Below are 19,257 nucleotides of genomic sequence, written 5' to 3' on the forward strand. Positions count from 1 at the left end.
GCCGCGCTTTGCGATGGTACCGCCTCTCAGGCTTGAACTGAGGACCTCCGGTTCCACAAACCGGCGCTCTAACCAACTGAGCTAAGGCGGCCCGCGCATCGCGAGGCGCGTTCTCTACCGAGGCCTCACCAACCAATCAAGCATAGAGTGCGGCATAGACAAACAAAAACGCCCCGGCGGATGCCGGGGCGTTCTGTCGAATAGAAGCTAAGGTCTACTGGAGGCGGAAGCGAACCGTAAAGCGCGCTTGTCCACCTTGAGCGACCCCGTCCACCGTGCCCGGCGCAAAGCGCGCGGAACGCATGGACGAAAGCGCTTCGCGACCGAACCCGGCGCCAGAGGGCGTCTCGGAAACGACGCTGCAGTTCGTCGCCGACCCATTGGCCTGAACCGAGCAGAGCAACACGACCGTTCCCTCCTCGATTCCACGCTCTTGGGCGCGAGCCGGGAACTCGGGACGAGGTTGCCGTGACCACGAGACGTTTGTGATGGTCGACGGGCGAGCCGGAGCCGGGGGTGCGGGTGGAGGCGGAGGTCCAGGAATATTGACGGGCGGACCCGTGTATTCAACCCGATCTTCCTTCTTCGTCGGCGTGATGTTGACCGGCGGAGGGGGGACGATGTTCGGGACCGGAGCCGGCACGCGCACCTGAAGCTTCGGCGGCGGAGGCGTATCCGTCGGCGGAGGCGGCGGGGGCGGAGGCGGCGGAGGCGGCGGAACCGGCTCGACCAACTCGACCTCGACGGACTCGTCGACGTAGTTAAACTCCTTCAGCTTGAACTTGGACTGCTGAACAAAGAAGATCAGCAACGCGAACAAGATGCTGACCACCATCAAGCAGACGATCAGCACGGGGTAGGACACCCCCATGAAGCCCTTCTTCTTGGGTACGTCGTAGCGACTGCGATGATATTCGACGTCTGTCATACTATCTCCGCATCCTAACTCGTCGCCTGGTCTTCGCCGACCAGCGCAACGCTATAGAAGCCGTTATCCTGCAGCGCATTCATGACCTGCATGAAGTCGCCGTAACGGGTGTTCTGGTCGCCCCGAATGAAGATCCGCTCATCGGCCGGGTTCCGGGATCCGATCTGTTTCTTCAGATCTTCACCCAGGGCTCCGACGTCGGTCCGGAAGTCGCCCACATAGACGTCGCCGTCATTCTGGATCGAAATATAGACCGGCTTGGGCGGGTTCGGGGCCGCCTTGGCGACGGCGATTGGCAACTCAACAGGCACCGACACGGAGGCTAGCGGAGCCGCCACCATGAAGATGATGAGCAAGACCAGCATGATATCAACGAAAGGCGTAACGTTGATATCACTATTGGCCTGAGGCAGGTTGCCAGCGCCGCCCGATTTAATCTTGGCGGCCATCCGTCTTACGCCCCCTTGTCGAGCTGACGCGAGATGCCGTTCAGCAGCTCAGCGGCGAAGCCGTCGGCGCGCGTGCCGTAAGCAGCGATGCGGGTGTTGAAGTAGTTGTAGAACACAACGGCCGGAATAGCGGCGAACAGACCGATACCGGTGGCCAGCAGAGCTTCAGCGATACCCGGAGCCACGACGGCCAGGTTGGTCGTGTTCGACTGGGCGATACCGATGAAGGAGTTCATGATGCCGTAAACGGTGCCGAACAGACCGACGAACGGACCGATCGAGCCGACCGAAGCCAGGAACTGCTGACCGCCCGAAAGGCGAAGGGCCAGACCGGATTGCACGGCGGCGACAGCCGACTGAGCGCGGGCCATGGCCGAGTCGAGGTGATCGCCGGTGACCGACAGACCCGATTGACGCGACAGTTCGATTTCCTCGGTGGCGGCGGCGGCCATGTCGGCCAGCGGGTTGCCGTCGAACTCTTCCTGAGTCGAGACCGCGCGCATGTCAGCGATGGTGCGAGCGCCGCGGAAGTTTTCGAGGAAGTTGTCGGTCTTGCGGTTCAGAGCGCCGAACTCGAACAGCTTGATGAGCAGCAGGGTCCACGACAGGATCGAGGCCAGCAGCAGGCCGGCCATGACGACCTTAACGACGACCGTCGCTTCCATGAACATGGAGATCGGGGTGATGTCGCCGTGACCGCCGCCGACGGCGTCGTTCACCGTTGCCGGATCAGCTTCGCCAGCAGCCGGAGCGGCGGCTGCGGGAGCCGCAGTCGAGGCGGCCGGGGTGGGCTCGGCCGGGGCCTGGGCCAGGACCGGCGAGCTCGCCATCAGCGCGGCGGCGCCGGCCATGGCGAGAAGGATATTCGTCTTTTTGCTGTTCAGCATAATTCGCCAGTTCCTGCTTGGTCTGACTCGTGGAACCAAAGGTGCGGCCATAGTCAGCGACCGCCCCCCAACCTGAAATGTTTCCTTCAACGCGCCCGTCCTTTCGAGGATCAGAGCCCGCTGAAATCTTCGGTGGAGATCGAACCGGTCACCCGCCTCGTCTCCGCTGGTCGAACCTTCGGGGACACGTCCCCGGCGATCCGCATTAACGTCTTCTTGCGAAGGCGCCTCAACCCTTTGACGAACCCTTACCGGAGCGTCAAGGGACAAGAGGGGCTTTTAACCCGCCGAGAGACATGGAGAAAAGTTCCACCAACCGGCGCATTAAAGTGCAGCTGCGCGACATTTTGATGATGATCTGGCGTCAGATGGAGCAAGTTTGTTCAAAACGGCCATCCTGAGCGCGATCATTTCCCGATACTGCAAATTGTAGGGCTGATCGCTACAAGCCGACTGAAACCCAAGGACGGCGCAAAGGCCGCAGCGCAGGATCATGCGTCCGAAACAATCGATTTTCAGGGTGTAGGAAAAGATGGTGCCTGGAGGCGGGTTCGAACCACCGACACGCGGATTTTCAATCCGCTGCTCTACCAGCTGAGCTATCCAGGCGCCGACGCGGCGTCGCGAGAGGCGGGTCTATAGGGGAGGCTTTTCCGCCTGTCCAGCGCCCAATCCGTCCTTTTCGTCATCATCTTGCGCACCCTCGTCCAAGGCGACCGGAATGGCGTAGGCGCCTGTGAACCAGCGTTGAAGATCCACGTCCGAACAGCGGCGTGAGCAGAAGGGCTTGTACTTGGGATCGGCGTCGGCGTTGCGGCAGATGGGACAGGAAGCCACGGCTCAACCCTCTTCTATTCGTCCGCGCCCAGCCGGGATCGCGGGATCGGCCTGGATCACCGCTCGCGGTCCCAGACGGTCCGCCAGCGGATGAGCAATCAAGGCTTCTTCCGGCGCGCAGCGCGCAATGATGCGCGGCGACAAGGTATCGGCCAGAAGCTGTCGCCGCAAAGCGCGCACGACAGACAAGGCCCGCGCTTGAACGGGCGGGCGTCCGCCGGCGTCGAGCAGAACCTCCTCGATCGGCGTGCGGCGCCAGGGAAGCGACATCTGCAACAGGCCGAATCGACTGACGGGTCCGAAGACGGTCTGAGGTTCGTAGCCGAACGCGGCCCGCGCGACCTTTGACTGCGCCTCGGCGTCCGTGCCATCCCCGATCATGTCGATGACGACCAAGCCGCCCCAGTTCCGCAGGCCGATCAGGCGCGCCGCCTGTTTCAACCCCTTGCGATTCGCAGCAGCCCTCGCCTGTTTCGGATCACGACCGGGGGTGGAGGTGAAGTCGATGTCCACAGCCACCAAGGCGCGCGTGCGTTCGATGGCGAGATCGATTCCATGTGAGGCGAAAACGATCGACTGAGCCAGAGCCTCCTCCTCCGCCTCGACCACGGCGTCGATAGCGGCGATGCCGGTGACTGATTCCTCGCCGGGCGCGAGATCGCGCAACTGATCGGCTATGCTGGGCGCGGCTTGAATCAGACGAGGCGTCCCCTCCCCCGGCCCCAGACGACGAACCACCGCCCCTTTTCCCGCTCGAGGTTCGGCGGTGACGACGACTTCCAGCCGTTGGCCTTGCGTAAGTCGGTCATTTCTCGGGAACGGCAGAAAGGCGGCGGCCGGCGCGGCGATATCGACGAAGGCGCCGCGCAAGCCGGGGTTCACCTCGATGACACGCCCCACCGAGTGGGCGCCGAGCCGGGTCTGCGCCGCATCATCCTCACGATGGATCAAAAGATGAGTGCAGCGACCGTCCCGCATGATCACGCCACGCGTCTCGCCAGGCGTCTCGTCGAGGAAGACCTCGACTGCGCCGCTCATGAACGCCAGCCGACGCCGTGCAAAAGCTGGACGGCCTCATAGACGGGCAGGCCCATCACAGACGGATGGCTGCCGACGATTCGCTGAATAAAGGCGGCCGCTGGGCCCTGGATGCCATAGCCGCCGGCCTTGCCGCGCCAGTCGCCCGTGGCGACGTAGGCGGCGATCTCGTGATCGGACAAGGGCTTGAAAGTCACGCGAGTTTCGTTGACGCGCGACGACATTTTCCCGTCGCGCCAGACGGCGACGCCGGTGAAGACGCGGTGATTGCGGCCGGACAGCAGTTTCAGAAAACGCGTCGCCTCGGCCTCATCCGCCGCTTTCTCCAGAAAGCGACGCCCGACAGCGACCACCGTATCAGCGGCAATGACGACCGCGCCAGCACGGCGTTCTGCGACAACCCGCGCTTTCGAGGTGGCGAGCCGCTCTGCCAGACGCGGCGGCGTCTCGCCCTTCAGAGGCGTTTCGTCGATATCGGCGGGATCGATGTGGTCGGGCGTGATCCCGACCTGCGCCAGCAGTTCGATGCGGCGCGGGCTGGCCGAAGCCAGCACCAGTTCGGGGCGACCCGCAGCCACCTACTTGAAGCGATAGGTGATGCGACCCTTGGTCAGGTCGTAAGGGGTCATTTCCACCAGCACCTTGTCGCCGGCCAGGACGCGGATGCGGTTCTTGCGCATCTTGCCGGCGGTGTGGGCGATGATCTCGTGGTCGTTCTCGAGCGTCACGCGGAAGGTGGCGTTCGGCAGCAGTTCGCTGACGGTGCCGGGAAACTCGAGCAGTTCTTCCTTAGCCATGCGGCCTCTCACGCCCGTTGAATATGCGTTCGACCCCACGCCGGGCGGGGGCGAGGGGCGGAATGGACGGGCCTAATGCCCGAAAACACAGAGATAGTCGAGGTCAGCCGCGACGGTAGAGGGCGCAGAGCAATGTAAACAGGCGCCGTGACGTCTCGTGATCGACCACAATCTTGCCGTCCAGTCGCGTCTTCAGCTGCTCGGCTCCTTCGTTGTGAAGGCCGCGGCGGCCCATGTCGACCGATTCGATCTGGCTGGCCGAGGATCCGCGCAGAGCCTCATAGTAGCTGTCGCAGATCATCAGATAGTCTTTGATCACGCCCTTCAGCGGCGTCAGGCTGATGGCGTAGGTGCGCGTGAAGTTCTCGCCGTCGATGTCGAACACCAGACGATTGTCCTGAAGCGACAACTTCAGCCTGTAGGGTCCGCCCTCGGCGCCGACGGGCTCGAAGCTGTTCTTCTCGACCAGATCAAAGATGGCGACCCGACGCTCGTGCTCGATCTCGGCCGTCGCCGCCGGCAGGGTCGCGGCGTCCAGTTCGACCGAGGCCAGCTTGTGATCGGCGCTCATGCCGCAGTCCCTTCGTCCAGTTCGGGCGTGTCCAGGTGGGTCGGCGCGATCCGTGCGGGCCAGCGGTCGGAAATATCCGTGACCACGGCGTCCAGGCATTCGACGTCGATTCGCAGGTCGCCGCCGCCAGCGAACATCAGTATGACGCGTCCGCTCAGGTCCTCGGTCGGAATGAAGTCGAGCGCGAGCAGCTCGAGCGAGGCGTCGGGACTGCGCGACAAGCGACGGCTCTTGACCGCTAATACGTCGCCGAACTGCATGGCGCACATCACCCGCGTCCCGCCGCATTCCCAGCAGAAACGGCTGAACGCGATGGTCAGGGTCCTGGCGGCCTTTTCCCAGACGATGTCGACGGGCCGCAGAATCGCGTCCTGAAGGGCGGCGGAGATGATCTGAAGATCGTCGGCGTCCTCGGCCAGCAGGCGCAGCGGTTCGACCGGCGCCTTGGCTTCGGGGATGACGCCGTCGATCTCAGTGCTCATCACCTGTTCCCTTTATGCGGCGGATGTCGGCTCCGCATGCGCCGAGCTTTTCTTCCAAACGCTCGAAACCGCGATCCAGATGATAGACGCGTCCGACCGTCGTTTCGCCCTCGGCGACGAGGCCCGCGATGACCAGGCACATCGAAGCCCGAAGATCCGTGGCCATAACCTGTGCGCCGTGCAGAACTTCGACGCCGTTGACGTGCGCCTCTCCTGCATGAACCGAAATGTCGGCGCCCAGTCGCGCCAACTCCGGCACATGCATGAAGCGGTTTTCGAAGATCGTCTCGCGAACCGTGCTGACGCCCGCCGCCGTCGTCATCAGCGCCATGAACTGGGCCTGGAGATCGGTAGCGAAGCCCGGATAGATGGCCGTCTCGACGTCCACGGCCTTCAGGCGCTGCTTCGGATCGCGCTTGATCAGCACGCCGTCGGCGGTCGGCGACACCTCGACGCCCGCCTCGACCATCTTGTCGGTCAGCGAACCGATCAGTTCGGCCCGCGCCTTGGTCAGACGCACCTCGCCGCCCGCCATGGCGGCGGCGACGGCGTAGGAGCCCATTTCGATCCGGTCGGGAATCACAGACCAGGTCGTCCCGTTCAGCGACGTGACGCCGGTGATGGTCAGGACGTCGGTGTCGATGCCCTCGATCCTGGCGCCCATGGCCGTCAGACAGTGGGCCAGATCGCCGATCTCGGGTTCGCGCGCCGCACGACGCAGGACGGTCGTGCCCTCAGCCAGCACAGCGGCCAGAAGCGCATGTTCGGTGGCGCCGACCGAAACGAAGGGGAACTCGATCTCGGCGCCCTTCAGGCCCTTGGGCGCGCGGGCGGTGACATAGCCTTCGTCCAGCTCGATCTCGGCGCCCAGCGCCGTCAGCGCCTGCAGGTGCAGATCGACCGGACGCGCCCCGATGGTGCAGCCGCCTGGCAGCGAGACCTTGGCCTCGCCGGTACGCGCCAGCAGAGGCCCCAGCACATTGAACGAAGCCCGCATCTGGCGCACCAGATCATAGGGGGCGAAGGTCGAGGTCAGGTCCTTGGCGTGGAATAGACTCTCCTGCCCATCGGCGCCGTCACGCTCGGTCACTTCGATGCCGAACTGGCGCAGCAACTGACCCAGGAACCGCGTGTCGGCCAGGCGCGGCATATTGGTCAGCAGCAAAGGCTGATCCGTCAGGATCGAGGCGGCCATCAGCTTGATGGCGGAGTTCTTGGCGCCGCTGACGGGAATGTCCCCGAAAAGCTGGGCGCCGCCCTGAATGGCGATGCTGTCCATGACGTCCTTAAGCGCGCCCGATGCCAACGCCTCGGGGGGAAGGTTCTCTAGCAAGCCGGCGGGCGCTTGCCAAAGGGCTGCGTGATCGCGAGCCGATGACTTTCAGTTGCTGTCGCGCGGCGCGGCCGGCGTCCGCGCGGGCGCCTTGCGGCGTCGCAGGTTGGCGCGAAGGGCGGAGGCAAGCCGCATGGCCTTTTCCGCCTTTGCGCGCGCTTTCTCGAATTCAGCCCCCGATTCGACGATCGGCGTCGCCTGCGCGGCGGCGGAGGGCGTATCGGCGTCATGCGGCGTGCGAGTCATGGTGCGATGATGCCGTGATCACAGGCCATGTCCAAACTTTCTTTCAGATCGTCAAAAAGCCGCTTCCCTCCCCGGAAGGGTTTGGCTATACGGCCGCTTCCTCAGTCGGGGCCGCCGTAGCTCAGTGGTAGAGCGCATCCTTGGTAAGGCTGAGGTCGTGGGTTCGATTCCCCCCGGCGGCACCATCTGAGACTTGAAAAGGCCCGGCTTTCGCCGGGCCTTTTTGATTTCCAGGTCGGACGAAAATGTCTTCAGTCGTAGCCGTACAGGCCGCGGCGATAGGGATCGCGGTCATCCGCATCCCCGTCCTTGCTCCAGCTGAAACCCATCGACATCGACTTGGTCGTGGTGTCGGCCCCATAGCCTCGACCGCGCCAGCCGCCGCCATAGGGCGAGTAGAAGCTGGGTCCGCGCAGGCCATAGCCACCGTAGCCGTAGCCCCACGGCTCGTTGCGGCCTTCGCGGTAGGCAAGGTCGAGGCGACCGTTCTCGCCGACGGGCAGGGAAACGGCCGCGCCATAGCTGCGATAGCCCCCGGTGCCGATCCCGGCCTCGACCATGCCATGCATCTTGCGCTCGGCCGGCGCGCCGGGCTCTGCGCTTTCGTCGAAGCTGGCGCCCGGCGTACGCGCGCTGATCCAGTTCTGGATCTGCTGTTCGGTGGTCATGCCGTGCGGAGCGGCATCCTGAGCTGTCGGCGCGGTCAACGACGCCTCAGGCGCCGCCGCCAGGGCCTGGGCCAGGGTGGGCGCGTTTGTCGGCGCCGTCGTCACCACGCCGTCCGGATCACCGTCCGACGCCGCCAGCGCCACACCCGCCAAGAGACTTGCGATCAGCATAGGCCACCTCCGTTCGACGTCATCCTAGCACAGCGATTGAGGCCAAGGTCAGGCGACGCCGTCGCCGCGGTTGAGGGGGTCCGGCAGAGCGTCGCCCTCGGCTACGAAACTGAGCGCGACCGAGTTGATGCAATAGCGGTTTCCGGTGGGCGGCGGCCCGTCGGGGAAGACGTGACCCTGGTGGCTGCCGCACCTGGCGCATTGGGTCTCGATCCGGATCATGCCGTAGCTGGTGTCGCGGATCGCGTGGACGTGCGTTTCATCGACCGGCTGGGTGAAGCTGGGCCAGCCGGTGCCGCTTTCGAACTTGGTTCCGCTCTTGAACAGCGGCAAGCCGCATTCGCGGCAGCAGAAGACGCCGGCCCGCTTCTCGCCCAGCAGAGTGCCGCAGAAGGGCGCCTCCGTGCCATGGGACAGCAGGACGCGCTTTTCCTCAGGGTTCAGATCGGCTTCGAGCCGGGCGCGTTCTTCAGCGTTCGGCGGGGTCAGGTCATAGCCCGACGGCGAACGGAGGGATTCGGAAGTTTGGGCGAGATCGGTCATGGACTGCAAATAAGAAGGGCGGGCCAAGGGTTCCACCCCTGCCCGCCCCTCGTTCATTCGACCGACCGTTCCTTATTGGAACAGCGTGCCCACCCAGGCGCGCACGGCCGCTTCGTCCGTCGCCGAGCCGGTGTAGGCAAGGCCTTGCGCCGGGGTGAAGGGCGCATCGTTGCCGCGCTGACGCGTGGTCCAGGCCTTATGCCCATAGGTCAGCTCGGCATAGTTCGACGGCAGGCGCAGAACGGTCGGCTCGATGAAGATCGAGTCCTCGGCCGTGACCGATCCGGCCAGGCGCACGTTCGGCAGGCGCGTCAGCAGGTCCAGCGTATCCAGGCACCCGCTAGTGCAGCCGCTATCGACCAAGACCACAACCGAACCCGCCACGGGGTTTGCTGCGCCCGTGTCCGCCACGGAAGGACGGCCCGGCATGGTGAAGGTCGGCTGGTTGGCGGCCAGGGCCGAATCGAAGGCGGCGACGATGGCCTGGGTCTGTTCGATCACCGGGCCGGATTCGGCGACGAAGCGCGGGTCGGCCTGCATGCGGGCCAGGGTGTCGGCGAACCACTGACGGTTGGCGGGCGTGGCGCGGTAGGTGATCGAGCCGGCTTCAGGCTGACGGCTGACGGTGAACTCCGGCGTCCAGATGCGGTTGGCCAGGCCATAGCCTTTGCCCGTCGCATTCAGCGACGCGCCGTTTGCGCCGCGCAGATCGATGACCAGACCCTGCGCGCCGCGAATGGCGGGCAGTTGGGCTTCGACAGCGGCGTAGAAGGCGTCCCATCCGGCGTCGTCAGCCAGGGTGTGAACGTTGATCCACGGACGGCCGTTGACCGTCTCGACCGACAGCGGATTGGCGCCCGGCGTATAGACGGTGGCGCGATAGGCGGCTTCCAGGCTGGCGGCGTCGGCCGGCTGGGGCTGCATCTGGAAGTCGCGATCGCGACGCCCGACCTTGAAGGTGCACAGCGACGGCACGCCGCCGGTGAAGGGATTGTTGCGGTTCCACAGCAGATAGGGCGCGGTGCGGACACGCCCGGCTTCCGTCGTCAGATCGCCTTCCCAGCGGTCCAGCCGCTCTTCGGCCAGCTGAGCGGCGGTCTTGTCGCCGCACTTGACCAGGGTGGCGCCGAGCGGCGGCACGTTGCGAACGCCGGGCTTCACATAGGAGACGACATATTCGCCGTTGCGCCACGCCGTGGTGACGCCCGGCCAGCTGGTCGCGAAGAAGGGGCCAAGGCCTTCATAGGTCGGGCGAATCGCGATGTTCGAATCGCGGAAGCCGTTGGCGTAGTAGCGCATCAGATAGGCGTGGCTGTCGCCGCTGTTCACGCGTCCGACCTTGCCTTGAGCGTCCGTCAGACCCGCATCGATCCAGCTGCGGAAAGCCTGACTGGGCGCGCCGGGAATCACGGCGGCGGGGTGGTTGGCGGCCAGGGCGTCATGCGCGGCCTGGAGGTCTTGCTGCGCCAGGGCGCGATAATCCTGTGCGACAGCGGCGCCGGCGGCGACGGTCAGCGACAGAACGGCGGCCGATGCGGCTGCGATCATTCGATTCATGGGTTTCCTGCGCCCTTTGATTTCAAGCTCGTGGGAAAGGTTAAACCCCATGCGTCCGGCGCTTGCCAACCCCGCCGCGCGGGATTTCGCCCGATTGTCACATGGGCTGCGGCGATGCGGCGCGCGTCAAAGCGGCGCCGACGCCTCGACCGCTGCGCCGAATATTCGATCGAAGCTGCGCCTCAAGGCCTCGTCCGCCTCGTCCATCGTCGCCAGAACGCCGAGATCGACCAGGCTGGTGACGCCGTGTTCCTGAATGCCGCAGGGGACGATGCCGCCGAAATGATCCAGATCCGGCTCCACGTTCAGGCTGATGCCGTGGAAGCTGACCCATTTGCGGACCTTGACGCCGATGGCGGCGATCTTGTCCTCACGCGACCAGCCCGCCCCCTTGCGCTCGACCCACACGCCCACGCGACCCGGCCGGATGTCGGCCGTCACGCCGAACGTCTCCAGGGCGCCGATCAGCCACAGCTCAAGCCCGCGCACGAAACACCGCACGTCCTTGCCGCGTCGGTTCAGGTCCAGCATCACATAGGCCACGCGCTGTCCCGGCCCGTGATAGGTGAACTGTCCGCCCCGCCCTGTGCGATGCACCGGAAACCGGCCGGCATCCAGAAGGTCGTCGTCCTTGGCCGAGACGCCGGCGGTGTAGAGCGGCGGATGCTCCAGCAACCAGACCATCTCATTCGCCTCGCCCGCCGCAATGGCCGCGACGCGCGCCTCCATGAAGGCCTCTGCGGCCGCATAATCGACGTAGCCTTTCGACACGGCCCATTCGACCGGTCGGTCATCGTCGAGACGCAGTTTCTGAAGGGATGGGCTTAACGGCTCAGCAAGCATGAGGCTTCAATGTGATCGCCAGGGCGTTTCTGCAAGAGACGGCCCTCCAGTGAAGAGAGCTTTACGTGACCCAGATCAACGCCGTCGATGTCGAAATCTCAGTGGTTCTGGGTCGCTCGGTGCTGCCGATGTCGCAACTGCTGCGCATGGGTCGCGGCGCGGTGATTCCCCTGGACGCTGCCGAGGGCGACGAGGTCTGGATTCTGGCCAACAACTATCCGGTCGCGCGCGGCGAAATCGAGATCCGGGACGACCGTATCGCCATCACCGTCACCCGCCAGGCGGACGTGTATGATTTCATGGCCGGATCCGCCTGATCAGTCAGTGGCGAGTGGTTAGTGACGAGTGAGCTCACTCTGCTTTCCGTCGTCAAACCCTGGTCGCGGCGTTGCCTGAAACCGCTTTGATGTCCTCGGCACTGACCACTCGTCACTCGCCACTGAATTCGCCCTTTCCTTTTCCAACGGCTTCGTCTATTCGCCGCCGCTCCGATGCGAGCGGTCGTGGCGGAATTGGTAGACGCGCAGCGTTGAGGTCGCTGTGGGGCAACCCGTGGAAGTTCGAGTCTTCTCGACCGCACCATCTGGCTAAACAGGGCGATTCATCGGCTAAGTACGGCTGGACATTCTACCAAGGGAGGCGACCACGTGAGCACCACGGACACCGCCTTTGCTCCAGACGAGACGCTCGATAACGAAGACCACGCCGCCCTGGACGAGGACTATGTCCTCACCCCTCAATTCGTCGAGAAAGTCGTGGACGCCGCCGACGACGGCGACGGGATGCGGCTGCGCTCACTACTGGAAGACCTGCACCCGGCCGACGTCGCCGACCTGATGGGCTTTCTGACGGCGGAACACCGCGCCGTCGTCGTGCTGTGGTTGCCGCCGGAGCTTCTGGCCGAGACCCTGCCCGAGCTGGACGACAATATCCGCGAGGAAGTGCTGGAGCGTGTCCCGCACGGCACCCTGGCCGAGGCGCTGCAGGAACTGGATTCCGACGACGCCGCCGCCGTCGTCGAAGACCTGGAAGACGACCAGCGCGAGCGCGTTCTGGCCGCCATGCCCGAGGTCGATCGCGCCGCCATCGAAAGCAGCCTGGGCTATGCGGAAGAATCCGCCGGCCGTTTGATGCAGCGTGAGGTGATGGCCGCGCCCCAGTTCTGGAGCGTGGGCGACACCATCGACCACATCCGCAAACAGGGCGACGACCTGCCCGAGCTGTTCTTCGACATCTATGTGGTCGATCCGCTGAACCGCCCGGTCGGCGGCGTGCCGATCAGCGGCCTGCTGCGAGCCGCCCGCACCGTCGCCCTGACCGATCTTATGGAGCCCATCAACGAGATCGCCGTCGATCAGGATCAGGAAGAGGTCGCCTACATCTTCGAGAAATACCACCTGATCTCGGCGCCCGTCGTGGACGCGGCCGGTCGGCTGGTCGGTCAGATCACCGTCGATGACATCGTCAACATCATTCAGGAAGAGAACCGCGAGGACATCCTGCGTCTGGCCGGTGTCGCCGACGAGGACCGGGGTTCGTCCGTGCCCGAGATCGTGCGCGGTCGCGTGCCCTGGCTGGCGATCAATCTGGCGACGGCGGCCCTGGGCGCCAGCGTCATCGGCCTGTTCGAGGCCACCATCCAGCAGATCGTTGCCCTCGCCGTGCTGATGCCGATCGTCTCGGCCATCGGCGGCAACGCCGGCACCCAGGCCCTGACGGTGACCGTACGCGCCCTAGCGACGCGCGAGCTGAACAGTTCGAATGCCCCGCGCACCTTCTGGCGCGAGATGATGGTCGGCCTGGCCAACGGCCTGATCCTGGCCCCCCTGATCGGCATCGCGGCCGGCTTCTGGTTCCGGGACGAAGACTGGAAAATCGGCCTGGTGATCGGCGCGGCCATGATCCTGAACCTGCTGGTCGCCGCTTCGATCGGGGTCCTGACGCCCCTGACCCTGTCCAAGCTGAAGTTCGACCCGGCCGTGTCATCGGCCGTGTTCGTCACGGCGACCACCGACTTCTTCGGCTTCTTGATCTTCCTTGGTCTGGCCACACTGGTGCTGCTCTAGACACGACGCGGACGATCCGGCGCGGCCCTTGCTGGGAGCGGTGCGAGCGCCGCGCGCCTGTTTCCAATTGGGTCAACTGTGTCTGACGTCCTCCCCAAACCCAGCAAGGTGTCCCGCGAGGGCGTCCTGCTGATCAAGAGTTTCGAAGGCTTCCGGCCTCGGGCCATGCAGCGCAGCGACGGTCGCTGGGTCATCGGCTATGGCCACACCCAGTCGGCTCGCGAGGGCGCGAGGGTTTCCGAGGCCGAGGCCGAACTGCTGATGCAGTACGACCTGATCCCGGTCGTGAAGGCCGTGACCGATCATGTCCGCATTCCCCTCAACCAGCATCAGTTCGACGCCCTGGCCAGTTTCGCCTTTTCCATCGGCGCGGACAGGTTCGCCGCCTCCGACGTGGTCGAGCAGTTGAATGCAGGATCTGCTCGTCAGGCGTCCGCCTCCATGAGCGCCTGGGCCGATGAAGCCGCAGCCGAGACCCCGACCCGCCGTCGCTCGGCCGAACACGCGCTGTTCAACGCCGCACCCGGCGCGCCGGTCACCCTGGCGGATCTTCTCGCAGCGCCCCTGCCGTCTCCTTTCGAGACGGACGAGCCGACCCTGCCCGCCGTCGACGGCGCCCTGGATGAAGCCGTCGCCCCCTTCCCGGCCCAGGACGACGTAGCGCTGCCTCAAGCGACCACTGCGCCTCAGCCGCACGCCGTCTATGCTGCAACGGCTGTCGGCCTGGTCCCGGACGTCGTGCCGCTGACCGGGCAATCGGAGACCGTCTCCGTCGCTGCGCCGATCATCGCCGCCAACGACATCCACGCCCTGGTTGAAACCCAACAGCCGGAGACGCCGTCGGGCTTCGCCGATGCGCAGAAGACCAGCGTGGCGCTGACCGCGCCTGGATTGGCCGAAGCCGCGCCTGCCGACAGCGCCGCCGCACCGGCCATCGAGGGGGATGCGGCAGCCAGCGAAGACGTGCTGAGCACGCGCGACGTCGTGGCCCGCGCTCGGGCCAAGCGGCGCTCGGGCCTGGGTGAAACCCTGACCTTCGTCATCATGGGCGGCCTGGGCGCTCTGTGCCTTGGCGTCGCTATGGCCGCCTTTCGCCGCGCGTCGATATCGAACAGCAGCGACACCGCCACGGTCGCATGGGTCCTGATCCTGGTCGCCGCCGCTTGCCTGGGGGTGTCGGGCTACAACTGCTATCGGCGCTGGGGACGGGCTGACCGCGTCTGACAGCGCTTGGCGAAAGCCCGTGCTCGATGCTACGCCCTAGCGCATGAGCATTCCCTTCGCGCCCCAATCCATGGAATTCGGCCTTGGCGATAACGCCGACGCCATCCGCGACACCACCGCCCGCTGGGCCGCCGATCGCCTGGCCCCGCTGGCCGCCGAGATCGACGAAAAGAACGAGTTCAAACGCGAGCTCTGGCCCGAGATGGGCGAACTGGGCCTGCACGGAATCACCGTCGAGGAAGAGTTCGGCGGCCTTGGCCTGGGCTATCTCGAACATGTCGTGGCGATGGAGGAAGTGTCGCGCGCCTCGGCCTCGATCGGCCTGAGCTACGGCGCCCACTCCAACCTGTGCGTCAATCAGATCCGGCGCTGGGGCACGGCCGAGCAGAAGCAGAAATATCTGCCCAAGCTGATCAGCGGCGGACATGTCGGTTCGCTGGCCATGTCTGAGGCCGGATCAGGCTCGGACGTTATGTCGATGCGCACCCGCGCTGAAAAGAGGGGCGATCGCTACGTCCTGAACGGCACGAAATTTTGGATCACCAACGCCCCCCACGCCGACACCCTCGTCGTCTATGCCAAGACCGATCCGGAAGCCGGATCAAAGGGTTGCACCGCCTTCCTGATCGAAAAGGGCATGAAGGGTTTCAGCGTCTCCAAGAAGCTGGACAAGATGGGTATGCGTGGGTCCGACACCGCCGAACTGGTCTTCGAAGATTGCGAAGTGCCGGAAGAGAACATCATGGGTCCGCTGGGCGGCGGCGCCGGCGTGCTGATGAGCGGCCTGGATTATGAGCGCGCCGTTCTGGCCGCCGGTCCGCTTGGCATCATGCAAGCCGCGCTGGACACGGTCCTGCCCTACGTCCGCGACCGCAAGCAGTTCGGAAAGCCGATCGGCTCGTTCCAGCTGATGCAGGGCAAGATCGCCGACATGTACGTCGCCCTGAACAGCGCCCGCGCCTATGTCTATTCGGTCGCCAGAGCCTGCGACGCCGGCCTGACAACGCGCTACGACGCGGCGGGTGCGATCCTGCTGGCGTCCGAAAATGCGGTGAAGGTGACGATGGAGGCCGTTCAGGCCCTGGGCGGCGCCGGGTACACCAAGGAATGGCCGGTCGAACGACTGGTCCGCGACGCCAAACTCTATGACATCGGCGCCGGCACCAACGAGATCCGCCGCTTCCTGATCGGACGGGAACTGCTGGGCGGGTGAACAAAGGTCCGACCTTCGATCGCTTTCAGCAAGCGCTGCTCGATTCAGTGAGCGGTTTAGTGCCGACACCTGAAATGAAGGCCGCATTCAACGAGGACCTTCTGTCTGAAAGCGGCGCCAAAGAGCGCAATCCGTTTTCTGATTCTCAGGGAGAATACCGCTTTAAAAGACTTGCTTTCTCTTTCATCATGGCAAGGCAAGCGCTTATCACCTCAGCATCAACACGAAAAGTCATACTTCGACTAGCGTCGCTCCCCTTATCAGAACGAGCCCATATCGTTTTCATTCAAAGCTGGGATAGCCAATATACCGCTAGAGAACGTCTTCGAAATCTCGTCGATTTGCTTAAGTTAAGCCCCTGTGCTGCTGGATTAGAGGCAGATATTAAAAAAGAGATGGCCGCTTATAAAAAGCAATCTGATAGTATCCTATATGCCCGCCACCGTCATACACATGAATACGATGCCCATCATCCACTTGTTGAGCAACTAAAGACTCTGGAACTTCTATCATCCGATGCGGTTTCGGATAAGAATTTTGTCGCACTTATGACATCAAGACGAAAGGATGCTGAGCGGCGAACTAAGAGCGTATTGATTCAAGAGCTTAAAGACCAAGAAGAGAGATTTTTGACTCTTACCGATCAAGCTTTCGAAAATGTCTTCTCCCTCCCCAGTAAATGGCCGTTCTAGGCGATAGTGGGAACTGCTCGGCGGCTGACGCCTTGTCTCCGCACAAGGAGACAGACTATGCCCGCAAAATCCGCCGCTCAGCAAAAGGCCGCCGGGGCCGCCCTGTCGGCCAAGCGTGGGGACACGCCGAAGTCGAAGCTGAAGGGCGCGTCCAAGTCCATGGTCGAGTCCATGACGGAAAAGCAGCTGGAAGACCTTGCCGAAACCAAGCGCAAGGGCAAACCCGAGCACGTGCAGGACTGAGACACAGTCGATTTATCTGATCGCCTGTCCGTTCTGTAAGTGGCGATCCGAGCGCCGACCGCCTAGATGGGCGCAATCTGCAGCCGAGCGCCCCGCCTGATGCCCGCCCAACCGCTTCCGAACGACGACCTGCGGCGGTTCTCCGACGTTCTTGAAGACCTCGGCCACGCCCCCGAACCCAAGCTGACCATGGCCGAACTGGTCGCATCGTTCGGCGAGCGCGGCTTCGGGGCCATGATTCTGATCCTGTCGCTGCTGGCGCTTCTGCCCTGGCCGCCGGGCGGCAAGGCGGTCTTCGCCGTACCGATCATCCTGATGTCTCTGGAACTGGCCTTCCAGAGACAGAGCGTGTGGCTGCCGCGCTGGATGTTGAAGGCCTCGGTGTCCCGCTCTGCCTACAATTCCTTGATCGCCACGCCTTTCGCAGCCCCCGCCTGGCTACGCCGATGGGTGCTGTCGACAAAGGTGAAGATCGCCGGGCGCCGCTACATTTTCTCCGACGGCGTGAGGCGCGCCGTTCGCAGACGGCCGAACGGCCTGAGCGTCCTGAAGATGGTCCGCGCGATCGAGCGATTGACGCGGCCGCGCCTGCCACTGTTGACCGGCGATGTCGCCGACACCTTCACCGGCCTGGTCTGCGTGGTGCTGGCCCTGATCATGGCCTTGCCCATCCCGTTTGGAGACGCTCTGCCCGGCATCGCCCTGGTTCTGTTCGCCCTGGGCATGATGCAGCGCGACGGGGTCGCCATCCTGCTCGGCGTCGTCGCCACCGCAGCCAGCGCCCTCTATCTGTTCCTGATCTGGGCGACGGTGGTCGAGGTCGCTCAGCACCTCACCGGCTGGTTCGCCAAGCTGCTGCACTGACGGCGACAAAAAGGGCCGCCGGGTTTCCCCGACGACCCTTCATTGCCTGACCGCGAACGGTCCGGCCGCAACTCAGTCTGAAAGGCTCAGACCAGACCCTCTCCGAGGGCCAGGGTCGCGGTCGCCGCTCGCGATTGATGACAATGAGACACTGGATCACCTCCTTTCGACTGTTGAACAGGGAGGTGAAACATAAGACGGCTCAACGGCTTGCGCCAATGGGCTTCGCGCTTTCGTGAACGCGTGCCGATCTACTGCGTCGGCGACGCCCCGCCGGACAGGCCCTGCATGATCATGCGGTTGATGTCGATCAGGTCCTGGAAGCTCTCCTCGCCTCGCATGATCGCCGAGGAATGGCGATTGACGAACAGGCTCAGCGAGATGATCTGCGCCCGCATCGGAGCGCCCAGGGCGTTGCCCGGATCGCTGCACTCGCCGGCCAGCGTCGACCAGAGACGCCGGTTCCAGTCCAGCGCATCGATGCGGGTGGCGATGTCGGATTCATCGACGGTCGAGGCATGAACCAGAGCGCGCGTGACCTGACCGAACAGACGGTACTCCAGGTCGCGCGGACTCTCAGCTCTCGCCGTCGCCGCTGTGTAGGCCTGAAGCGACATTCAGCACTCTCTCTTCATACTCGACAATCTTACGCGCCGACATCAGGGCCTTGTAGTATTCGCGCGCCAGCACATGACGCGAGGCCGCGACACATTCCGCCAGTATCTCGGGATTCTGTGTAGCGCCCATGAATTCCGTGATCCGCAGGGCCAGTTCGTCGAAGAACTTCGACGCCGAACTCTCGTCCAGATACATCATCATGATCGGGAAATAGATGCGGCGTGCGGGCGTAGTGACGTCCTCGGCCTGCATGATGTCCTTCTCGCGCAGGACGCTGGCGCGGTTCTGAAGGATCAGCACGCCGCGACGATCGCCGTTCTGGACCACGGCGCCATTCAGAACGAACTTTTCGCCGGGTTTCAGCGACAGCTTCAAGGCCATTGAGGACCGTACTCCAGTCGTGGTCGAGCCGGTCGCGCACGACAGCTCCGAGTGAATCAGACTCTACCCCGGCATCAGTTAACCATCCCTTGTGAGAGCGATCCGCTGGAACGCGTATCGTCGCCGTTGCGTTGGCTTGTCGAAGAGGAGACGACCATGCCGGACAACGACTATCAGGACGATCAGGAACAGTCTGAGACGTTCGACGAAACCCATCTGGACGACGAGGGCGACGGCGAATTTTTGCTGGATGAAGCCGATCAGGTGCTGGACGTGACCCAGGCCGATGGCGACGCCGACGAAGAGGATTTCGACGAAGACGCCGAGATTGATCTCGATGACCAGTTGGCCCTCGACGGCATCGAACGCGAAGCCGACGCCCTGCTGGGCGTGGATGGCGAAAACCGCGATCAGATCGACGCCGAAGGCGGGCCTGCGTCGGCGCCGGACGAAGTCGAGCTGGTCTATTCGGGCCTGATGGAAAACGAACGCGGCGCACAGGCCAGCGCCGCACACTGGGAGGCCAAGCGGCTTTCCGATGACGACATCACCGACCTGGGATACGGCCCGGACGGCGATCAAGACGCTCCGGCGCAATAAGGAGAG

General features: G+C 64.2%; 25 protein-coding genes and 4 tRNA genes. 10 read left to right on the top strand and 19 right to left on the bottom strand.

The genetic code is table 11. The annotated features are described in order from the left end of the window. Nucleotides 1-14: 14 nt before the first annotated feature. The 13 genes from O2K97_RS11220 to O2K97_RS11280 form a co-directional block, all read right to left on the bottom strand. Nucleotides 15-91, bottom strand: a tRNA-His gene (locus tag O2K97_RS11220). Nucleotides 92-214: 123 nt separating this feature from the next. Then, nucleotides 215-928 carry an energy transducer TonB gene (locus O2K97_RS11225; RefSeq protein WP_066622824.1) on the bottom strand — a complete coding sequence of 238 codons (714 nt, stop codon included), beginning with the start codon at nucleotides 926-928 and terminating at the stop codon, nucleotides 215-217. A gap of 14 nt (nucleotides 929-942) precedes the next feature. After that, complete coding sequence (locus O2K97_RS11230; RefSeq protein WP_017505196.1) at nucleotides 943-1,377, bottom strand: ExbD/TolR family protein; 435 nt, start codon at nucleotides 1,375-1,377, stop codon at nucleotides 943-945. Nucleotides 1,378-1,382: 5 nt separating this feature from the next. Then, nucleotides 1,383-2,264: a MotA/TolQ/ExbB proton channel family protein gene (locus tag O2K97_RS11235; protein ID WP_017505197.1), complete on the bottom strand. Its 882-nt coding sequence runs from the start codon at nucleotides 2,262-2,264 to the stop codon at nucleotides 1,383-1,385. Nucleotides 2,265-2,797: 533 nt separating this feature from the next. Further along, a tRNA-Phe gene (locus O2K97_RS11240) sits at nucleotides 2,798-2,873 on the bottom strand. A 27-nt stretch (nucleotides 2,874-2,900) separates the two neighbouring features. Next, nucleotides 2,901-3,101, bottom strand: coding sequence for a DNA gyrase inhibitor YacG (locus O2K97_RS11245; protein ID WP_269219313.1), 201 nt, complete (start codon nucleotides 3,099-3,101; stop codon nucleotides 2,901-2,903). Between the two features lie 3 nt (nucleotides 3,102-3,104). Further along, nucleotides 3,105-4,139, bottom strand: a complete 1,035-nt coding sequence (locus tag O2K97_RS11250) for a ribonuclease E/G (protein ID WP_269219314.1) — start codon at nucleotides 4,137-4,139, stop codon at nucleotides 3,105-3,107. Next, nucleotides 4,136-4,717 carry a Maf family protein gene (locus tag O2K97_RS11255; RefSeq protein ID WP_269219315.1) on the bottom strand — a complete coding sequence of 194 codons (582 nt, stop codon included), beginning with the start codon at nucleotides 4,715-4,717 and terminating at the stop codon, nucleotides 4,136-4,138. Before O2K97_RS11255 ends, O2K97_RS11250 begins: the two co-directional genes overlap by 4 nt. Then, on the bottom strand, nucleotides 4,718-4,936 hold the full coding sequence (gene infA / locus O2K97_RS11260) for a translation initiation factor IF-1 (RefSeq protein WP_008261544.1): 219 nt from the start codon (nucleotides 4,934-4,936) through the stop codon (nucleotides 4,718-4,720). A 103-nt stretch (nucleotides 4,937-5,039) separates the two neighbouring features. Beyond that, nucleotides 5,040-5,507 (bottom strand): UPF0262 family protein, encoded by a 468-nt coding sequence (locus O2K97_RS11265; RefSeq protein ID WP_017505201.1) that lies wholly within the window; start codon nucleotides 5,505-5,507, stop codon nucleotides 5,040-5,042. Then, the gene (locus O2K97_RS11270; RefSeq protein ID WP_066551770.1) at nucleotides 5,504-5,989 is read right to left on the bottom strand and encodes a DUF2948 family protein; all 486 of its coding nucleotides are present in this window, start codon (nucleotides 5,987-5,989) and stop codon (nucleotides 5,504-5,506) included. Before O2K97_RS11270 ends, O2K97_RS11265 begins: the two co-directional genes overlap by 4 nt. Further along, nucleotides 5,979-7,268 (bottom strand): UDP-N-acetylglucosamine 1-carboxyvinyltransferase, encoded by a 1,290-nt coding sequence (murA, locus tag O2K97_RS11275; RefSeq protein WP_269219316.1) that lies wholly within the window; start codon nucleotides 7,266-7,268, stop codon nucleotides 5,979-5,981. Before murA ends, O2K97_RS11270 begins: the two co-directional genes overlap by 11 nt. Before the next feature lie 102 nt (nucleotides 7,269-7,370). After that, complete coding sequence (locus tag O2K97_RS11280) at nucleotides 7,371-7,568, bottom strand: hypothetical protein (protein ID WP_269219317.1); 198 nt, start codon at nucleotides 7,566-7,568, stop codon at nucleotides 7,371-7,373. Between the two features lie 110 nt (nucleotides 7,569-7,678). Between O2K97_RS11280 and O2K97_RS11285 the strand changes: the two genes are divergently transcribed. Beyond that, nucleotides 7,679-7,753, top strand: a tRNA-Thr gene (locus O2K97_RS11285). Between the two features lie 66 nt (nucleotides 7,754-7,819). Here O2K97_RS11285 and O2K97_RS11290 read toward each other — a convergent pair. The 4 genes from O2K97_RS11290 to lipB all read right to left on the bottom strand — a co-directional run bounded on the left by O2K97_RS11290 (nucleotide 7,820) and on the right by lipB (nucleotide 11,350). After that, complete coding sequence (locus O2K97_RS11290; protein WP_269219318.1) at nucleotides 7,820-8,407, bottom strand: hypothetical protein; 588 nt, start codon at nucleotides 8,405-8,407, stop codon at nucleotides 7,820-7,822. A gap of 48 nt (nucleotides 8,408-8,455) precedes the next feature. Further along, nucleotides 8,456-8,950 (bottom strand): peptide-methionine (R)-S-oxide reductase MsrB, encoded by a 495-nt coding sequence (gene msrB, locus O2K97_RS11295; RefSeq protein WP_269219319.1) that lies wholly within the window; start codon nucleotides 8,948-8,950, stop codon nucleotides 8,456-8,458. A 72-nt stretch (nucleotides 8,951-9,022) separates the two neighbouring features. Then, a complete protein-coding gene (locus O2K97_RS11300) occupies nucleotides 9,023-10,498 on the bottom strand; it encodes a hypothetical protein (RefSeq protein ID WP_269219320.1) in 1,476 nt (491 codons plus the stop codon). Between the two features lie 135 nt (nucleotides 10,499-10,633). Further along, entirely contained in the window at nucleotides 10,634-11,350 is a 717-nt protein-coding gene (lipB, locus tag O2K97_RS11305) for a lipoyl(octanoyl) transferase LipB (protein ID WP_269219321.1), read from the bottom strand. Nucleotides 11,351-11,415: 65 nt separating this feature from the next. Here lipB and O2K97_RS11310 point away from each other — a divergent pair, with 65 nt between their 5' ends. The 8 genes from O2K97_RS11310 to O2K97_RS11345 all read left to right on the top strand — a co-directional run bounded on the left by O2K97_RS11310 (nucleotide 11,416) and on the right by O2K97_RS11345 (nucleotide 17,652). Next, nucleotides 11,416-11,667 (top strand): FliM/FliN family flagellar motor switch protein, encoded by a 252-nt coding sequence (locus O2K97_RS11310; RefSeq protein ID WP_017505209.1) that lies wholly within the window; start codon nucleotides 11,416-11,418, stop codon nucleotides 11,665-11,667. A 180-nt stretch (nucleotides 11,668-11,847) separates the two neighbouring features. Continuing rightward, a tRNA-Leu gene (locus O2K97_RS11315) sits at nucleotides 11,848-11,932 on the top strand. A 65-nt stretch (nucleotides 11,933-11,997) separates the two neighbouring features. Further along, nucleotides 11,998-13,416 carry a magnesium transporter gene (gene mgtE, locus O2K97_RS11320; RefSeq protein ID WP_066551775.1) on the top strand — a complete coding sequence of 473 codons (1,419 nt, stop codon included), beginning with the start codon at nucleotides 11,998-12,000 and terminating at the stop codon, nucleotides 13,414-13,416. Nucleotides 13,417-13,494: 78 nt separating this feature from the next. Beyond that, nucleotides 13,495-14,640 (top strand): glycoside hydrolase family protein, encoded by a 1,146-nt coding sequence (locus tag O2K97_RS11325; RefSeq protein ID WP_269219322.1) that lies wholly within the window; start codon nucleotides 13,495-13,497, stop codon nucleotides 14,638-14,640. Nucleotides 14,641-14,683: 43 nt separating this feature from the next. Then, on the top strand, nucleotides 14,684-15,853 hold the full coding sequence (locus tag O2K97_RS11330; RefSeq protein WP_269219323.1) for an isovaleryl-CoA dehydrogenase: 1,170 nt from the start codon (nucleotides 14,684-14,686) through the stop codon (nucleotides 15,851-15,853). Further along, entirely contained in the window at nucleotides 15,850-16,545 is a 696-nt protein-coding gene (locus tag O2K97_RS11335) for a hypothetical protein (protein WP_269219324.1), read from the top strand. The genes O2K97_RS11330 and O2K97_RS11335 overlap by 4 nt, the downstream gene beginning before the upstream one ends. Nucleotides 16,546-16,602: 57 nt before the next feature. After that, the gene (locus tag O2K97_RS11340; protein ID WP_039247297.1) at nucleotides 16,603-16,788 is read left to right on the top strand and encodes a DUF3008 family protein; all 186 of its coding nucleotides are present in this window, start codon (nucleotides 16,603-16,605) and stop codon (nucleotides 16,786-16,788) included. Between the two features lie 99 nt (nucleotides 16,789-16,887). Then, nucleotides 16,888-17,652, top strand: coding sequence for an exopolysaccharide biosynthesis protein (locus O2K97_RS11345; RefSeq protein WP_269219325.1), 765 nt, complete (start codon nucleotides 16,888-16,890; stop codon nucleotides 17,650-17,652). Between the two features lie 251 nt (nucleotides 17,653-17,903). Here the strand turns inward: O2K97_RS11345 and flaF are convergent, their stop codons facing one another. Continuing rightward, on the bottom strand, nucleotides 17,904-18,269 hold the full coding sequence (gene flaF, locus O2K97_RS11350) for a flagellar biosynthesis regulator FlaF (protein WP_017505215.1): 366 nt from the start codon (nucleotides 18,267-18,269) through the stop codon (nucleotides 17,904-17,906). Next, nucleotides 18,229-18,651: a flagellar biosynthesis repressor FlbT gene (gene flbT, locus O2K97_RS11355; RefSeq protein WP_269219326.1), complete on the bottom strand. Its 423-nt coding sequence runs from the start codon at nucleotides 18,649-18,651 to the stop codon at nucleotides 18,229-18,231. Before flbT ends, flaF begins: the two co-directional genes overlap by 41 nt. 156 nt (nucleotides 18,652-18,807) lie before the next feature. On the opposite strand from flbT, the gene O2K97_RS11360 reads away from it, so the two are divergent. Beyond that, on the top strand, nucleotides 18,808-19,251 hold the full coding sequence (locus O2K97_RS11360) for a hypothetical protein (protein ID WP_205681219.1): 444 nt from the start codon (nucleotides 18,808-18,810) through the stop codon (nucleotides 19,249-19,251). Nucleotides 19,252-19,257 lie beyond the last annotated feature (6 nt).

Origin of the sequence: Brevundimonas vesicularis (genome assembly GCF_027105095.1) — a bacterium.
GTDB lineage: Bacteria > Pseudomonadota > Alphaproteobacteria > Caulobacterales > Caulobacteraceae > Brevundimonas > Brevundimonas vesicularis_E.

What these genes read in the sequence shown, in the direction of transcription:
- O2K97_RS11225 (WP_066622824.1), bottom strand. Translation starts at nt 928, where the DNA reads ATGACAGACGTCGAATATCATCGCAGTCGCTACGACGTACCCAAGAAG.
- O2K97_RS11340 (WP_039247297.1), top strand. Translation starts at nt 16,603, where the DNA reads ATGCCCGCAAAATCCGCCGCTCAGCAAAAGGCCGCCGGGGCCGCCCTG.
- O2K97_RS11360 (WP_205681219.1), top strand. Translation starts at nt 18,808, where the DNA reads ATGCCGGACAACGACTATCAGGACGATCAGGAACAGTCTGAGACGTTC.
- O2K97_RS11300 (WP_269219320.1), bottom strand. Translation starts at nt 10,498, where the DNA reads ATGATCGCAGCCGCATCGGCCGCCGTTCTGTCGCTGACCGTCGCCGCC.
- O2K97_RS11250 (WP_269219314.1), bottom strand. Translation starts at nt 4,139, where the DNA reads ATGAGCGGCGCAGTCGAGGTCTTCCTCGACGAGACGCCTGGCGAGACG.
- infA (WP_008261544.1), bottom strand. Translation starts at nt 4,936, where the DNA reads ATGGCTAAGGAAGAACTGCTCGAGTTTCCCGGCACCGTCAGCGAACTG.
- O2K97_RS11270 (WP_066551770.1), bottom strand. Translation starts at nt 5,989, where the DNA reads ATGAGCACTGAGATCGACGGCGTCATCCCCGAAGCCAAGGCGCCGGTC.
- O2K97_RS11290 (WP_269219318.1), bottom strand. Translation starts at nt 8,407, where the DNA reads ATGCTGATCGCAAGTCTCTTGGCGGGTGTGGCGCTGGCGGCGTCGGAC.
- msrB (WP_269219319.1), bottom strand. Translation starts at nt 8,950, where the DNA reads ATGACCGATCTCGCCCAAACTTCCGAATCCCTCCGTTCGCCGTCGGGC.
- lipB (WP_269219321.1), bottom strand. Translation starts at nt 11,350, where the DNA reads ATGCTTGCTGAGCCGTTAAGCCCATCCCTTCAGAAACTGCGTCTCGAC.
- O2K97_RS11345 (WP_269219325.1), top strand. Translation starts at nt 16,888, where the DNA reads ATGCCCGCCCAACCGCTTCCGAACGACGACCTGCGGCGGTTCTCCGAC.
- O2K97_RS11280 (WP_269219317.1), bottom strand. Translation starts at nt 7,568, where the DNA reads ATGACTCGCACGCCGCATGACGCCGATACGCCCTCCGCCGCCGCGCAG.
- murA (WP_269219316.1), bottom strand. Translation starts at nt 7,268, where the DNA reads ATGGACAGCATCGCCATTCAGGGCGGCGCCCAGCTTTTCGGGGACATT.
- O2K97_RS11230 (WP_017505196.1), bottom strand. Translation starts at nt 1,377, where the DNA reads ATGGCCGCCAAGATTAAATCGGGCGGCGCTGGCAACCTGCCTCAGGCC.
- O2K97_RS11235 (WP_017505197.1), bottom strand. Translation starts at nt 2,264, where the DNA reads ATGCTGAACAGCAAAAAGACGAATATCCTTCTCGCCATGGCCGGCGCC.
- O2K97_RS11330 (WP_269219323.1), top strand. Translation starts at nt 14,684, where the DNA reads ATGAGCATTCCCTTCGCGCCCCAATCCATGGAATTCGGCCTTGGCGAT.
- flaF (WP_017505215.1), bottom strand. Translation starts at nt 18,269, where the DNA reads ATGTCGCTTCAGGCCTACACAGCGGCGACGGCGAGAGCTGAGAGTCCG.
- flbT (WP_269219326.1), bottom strand. Translation starts at nt 18,651, where the DNA reads ATGGCCTTGAAGCTGTCGCTGAAACCCGGCGAAAAGTTCGTTCTGAAT.
- O2K97_RS11265 (WP_017505201.1), bottom strand. Translation starts at nt 5,507, where the DNA reads ATGAGCGCCGATCACAAGCTGGCCTCGGTCGAACTGGACGCCGCGACC.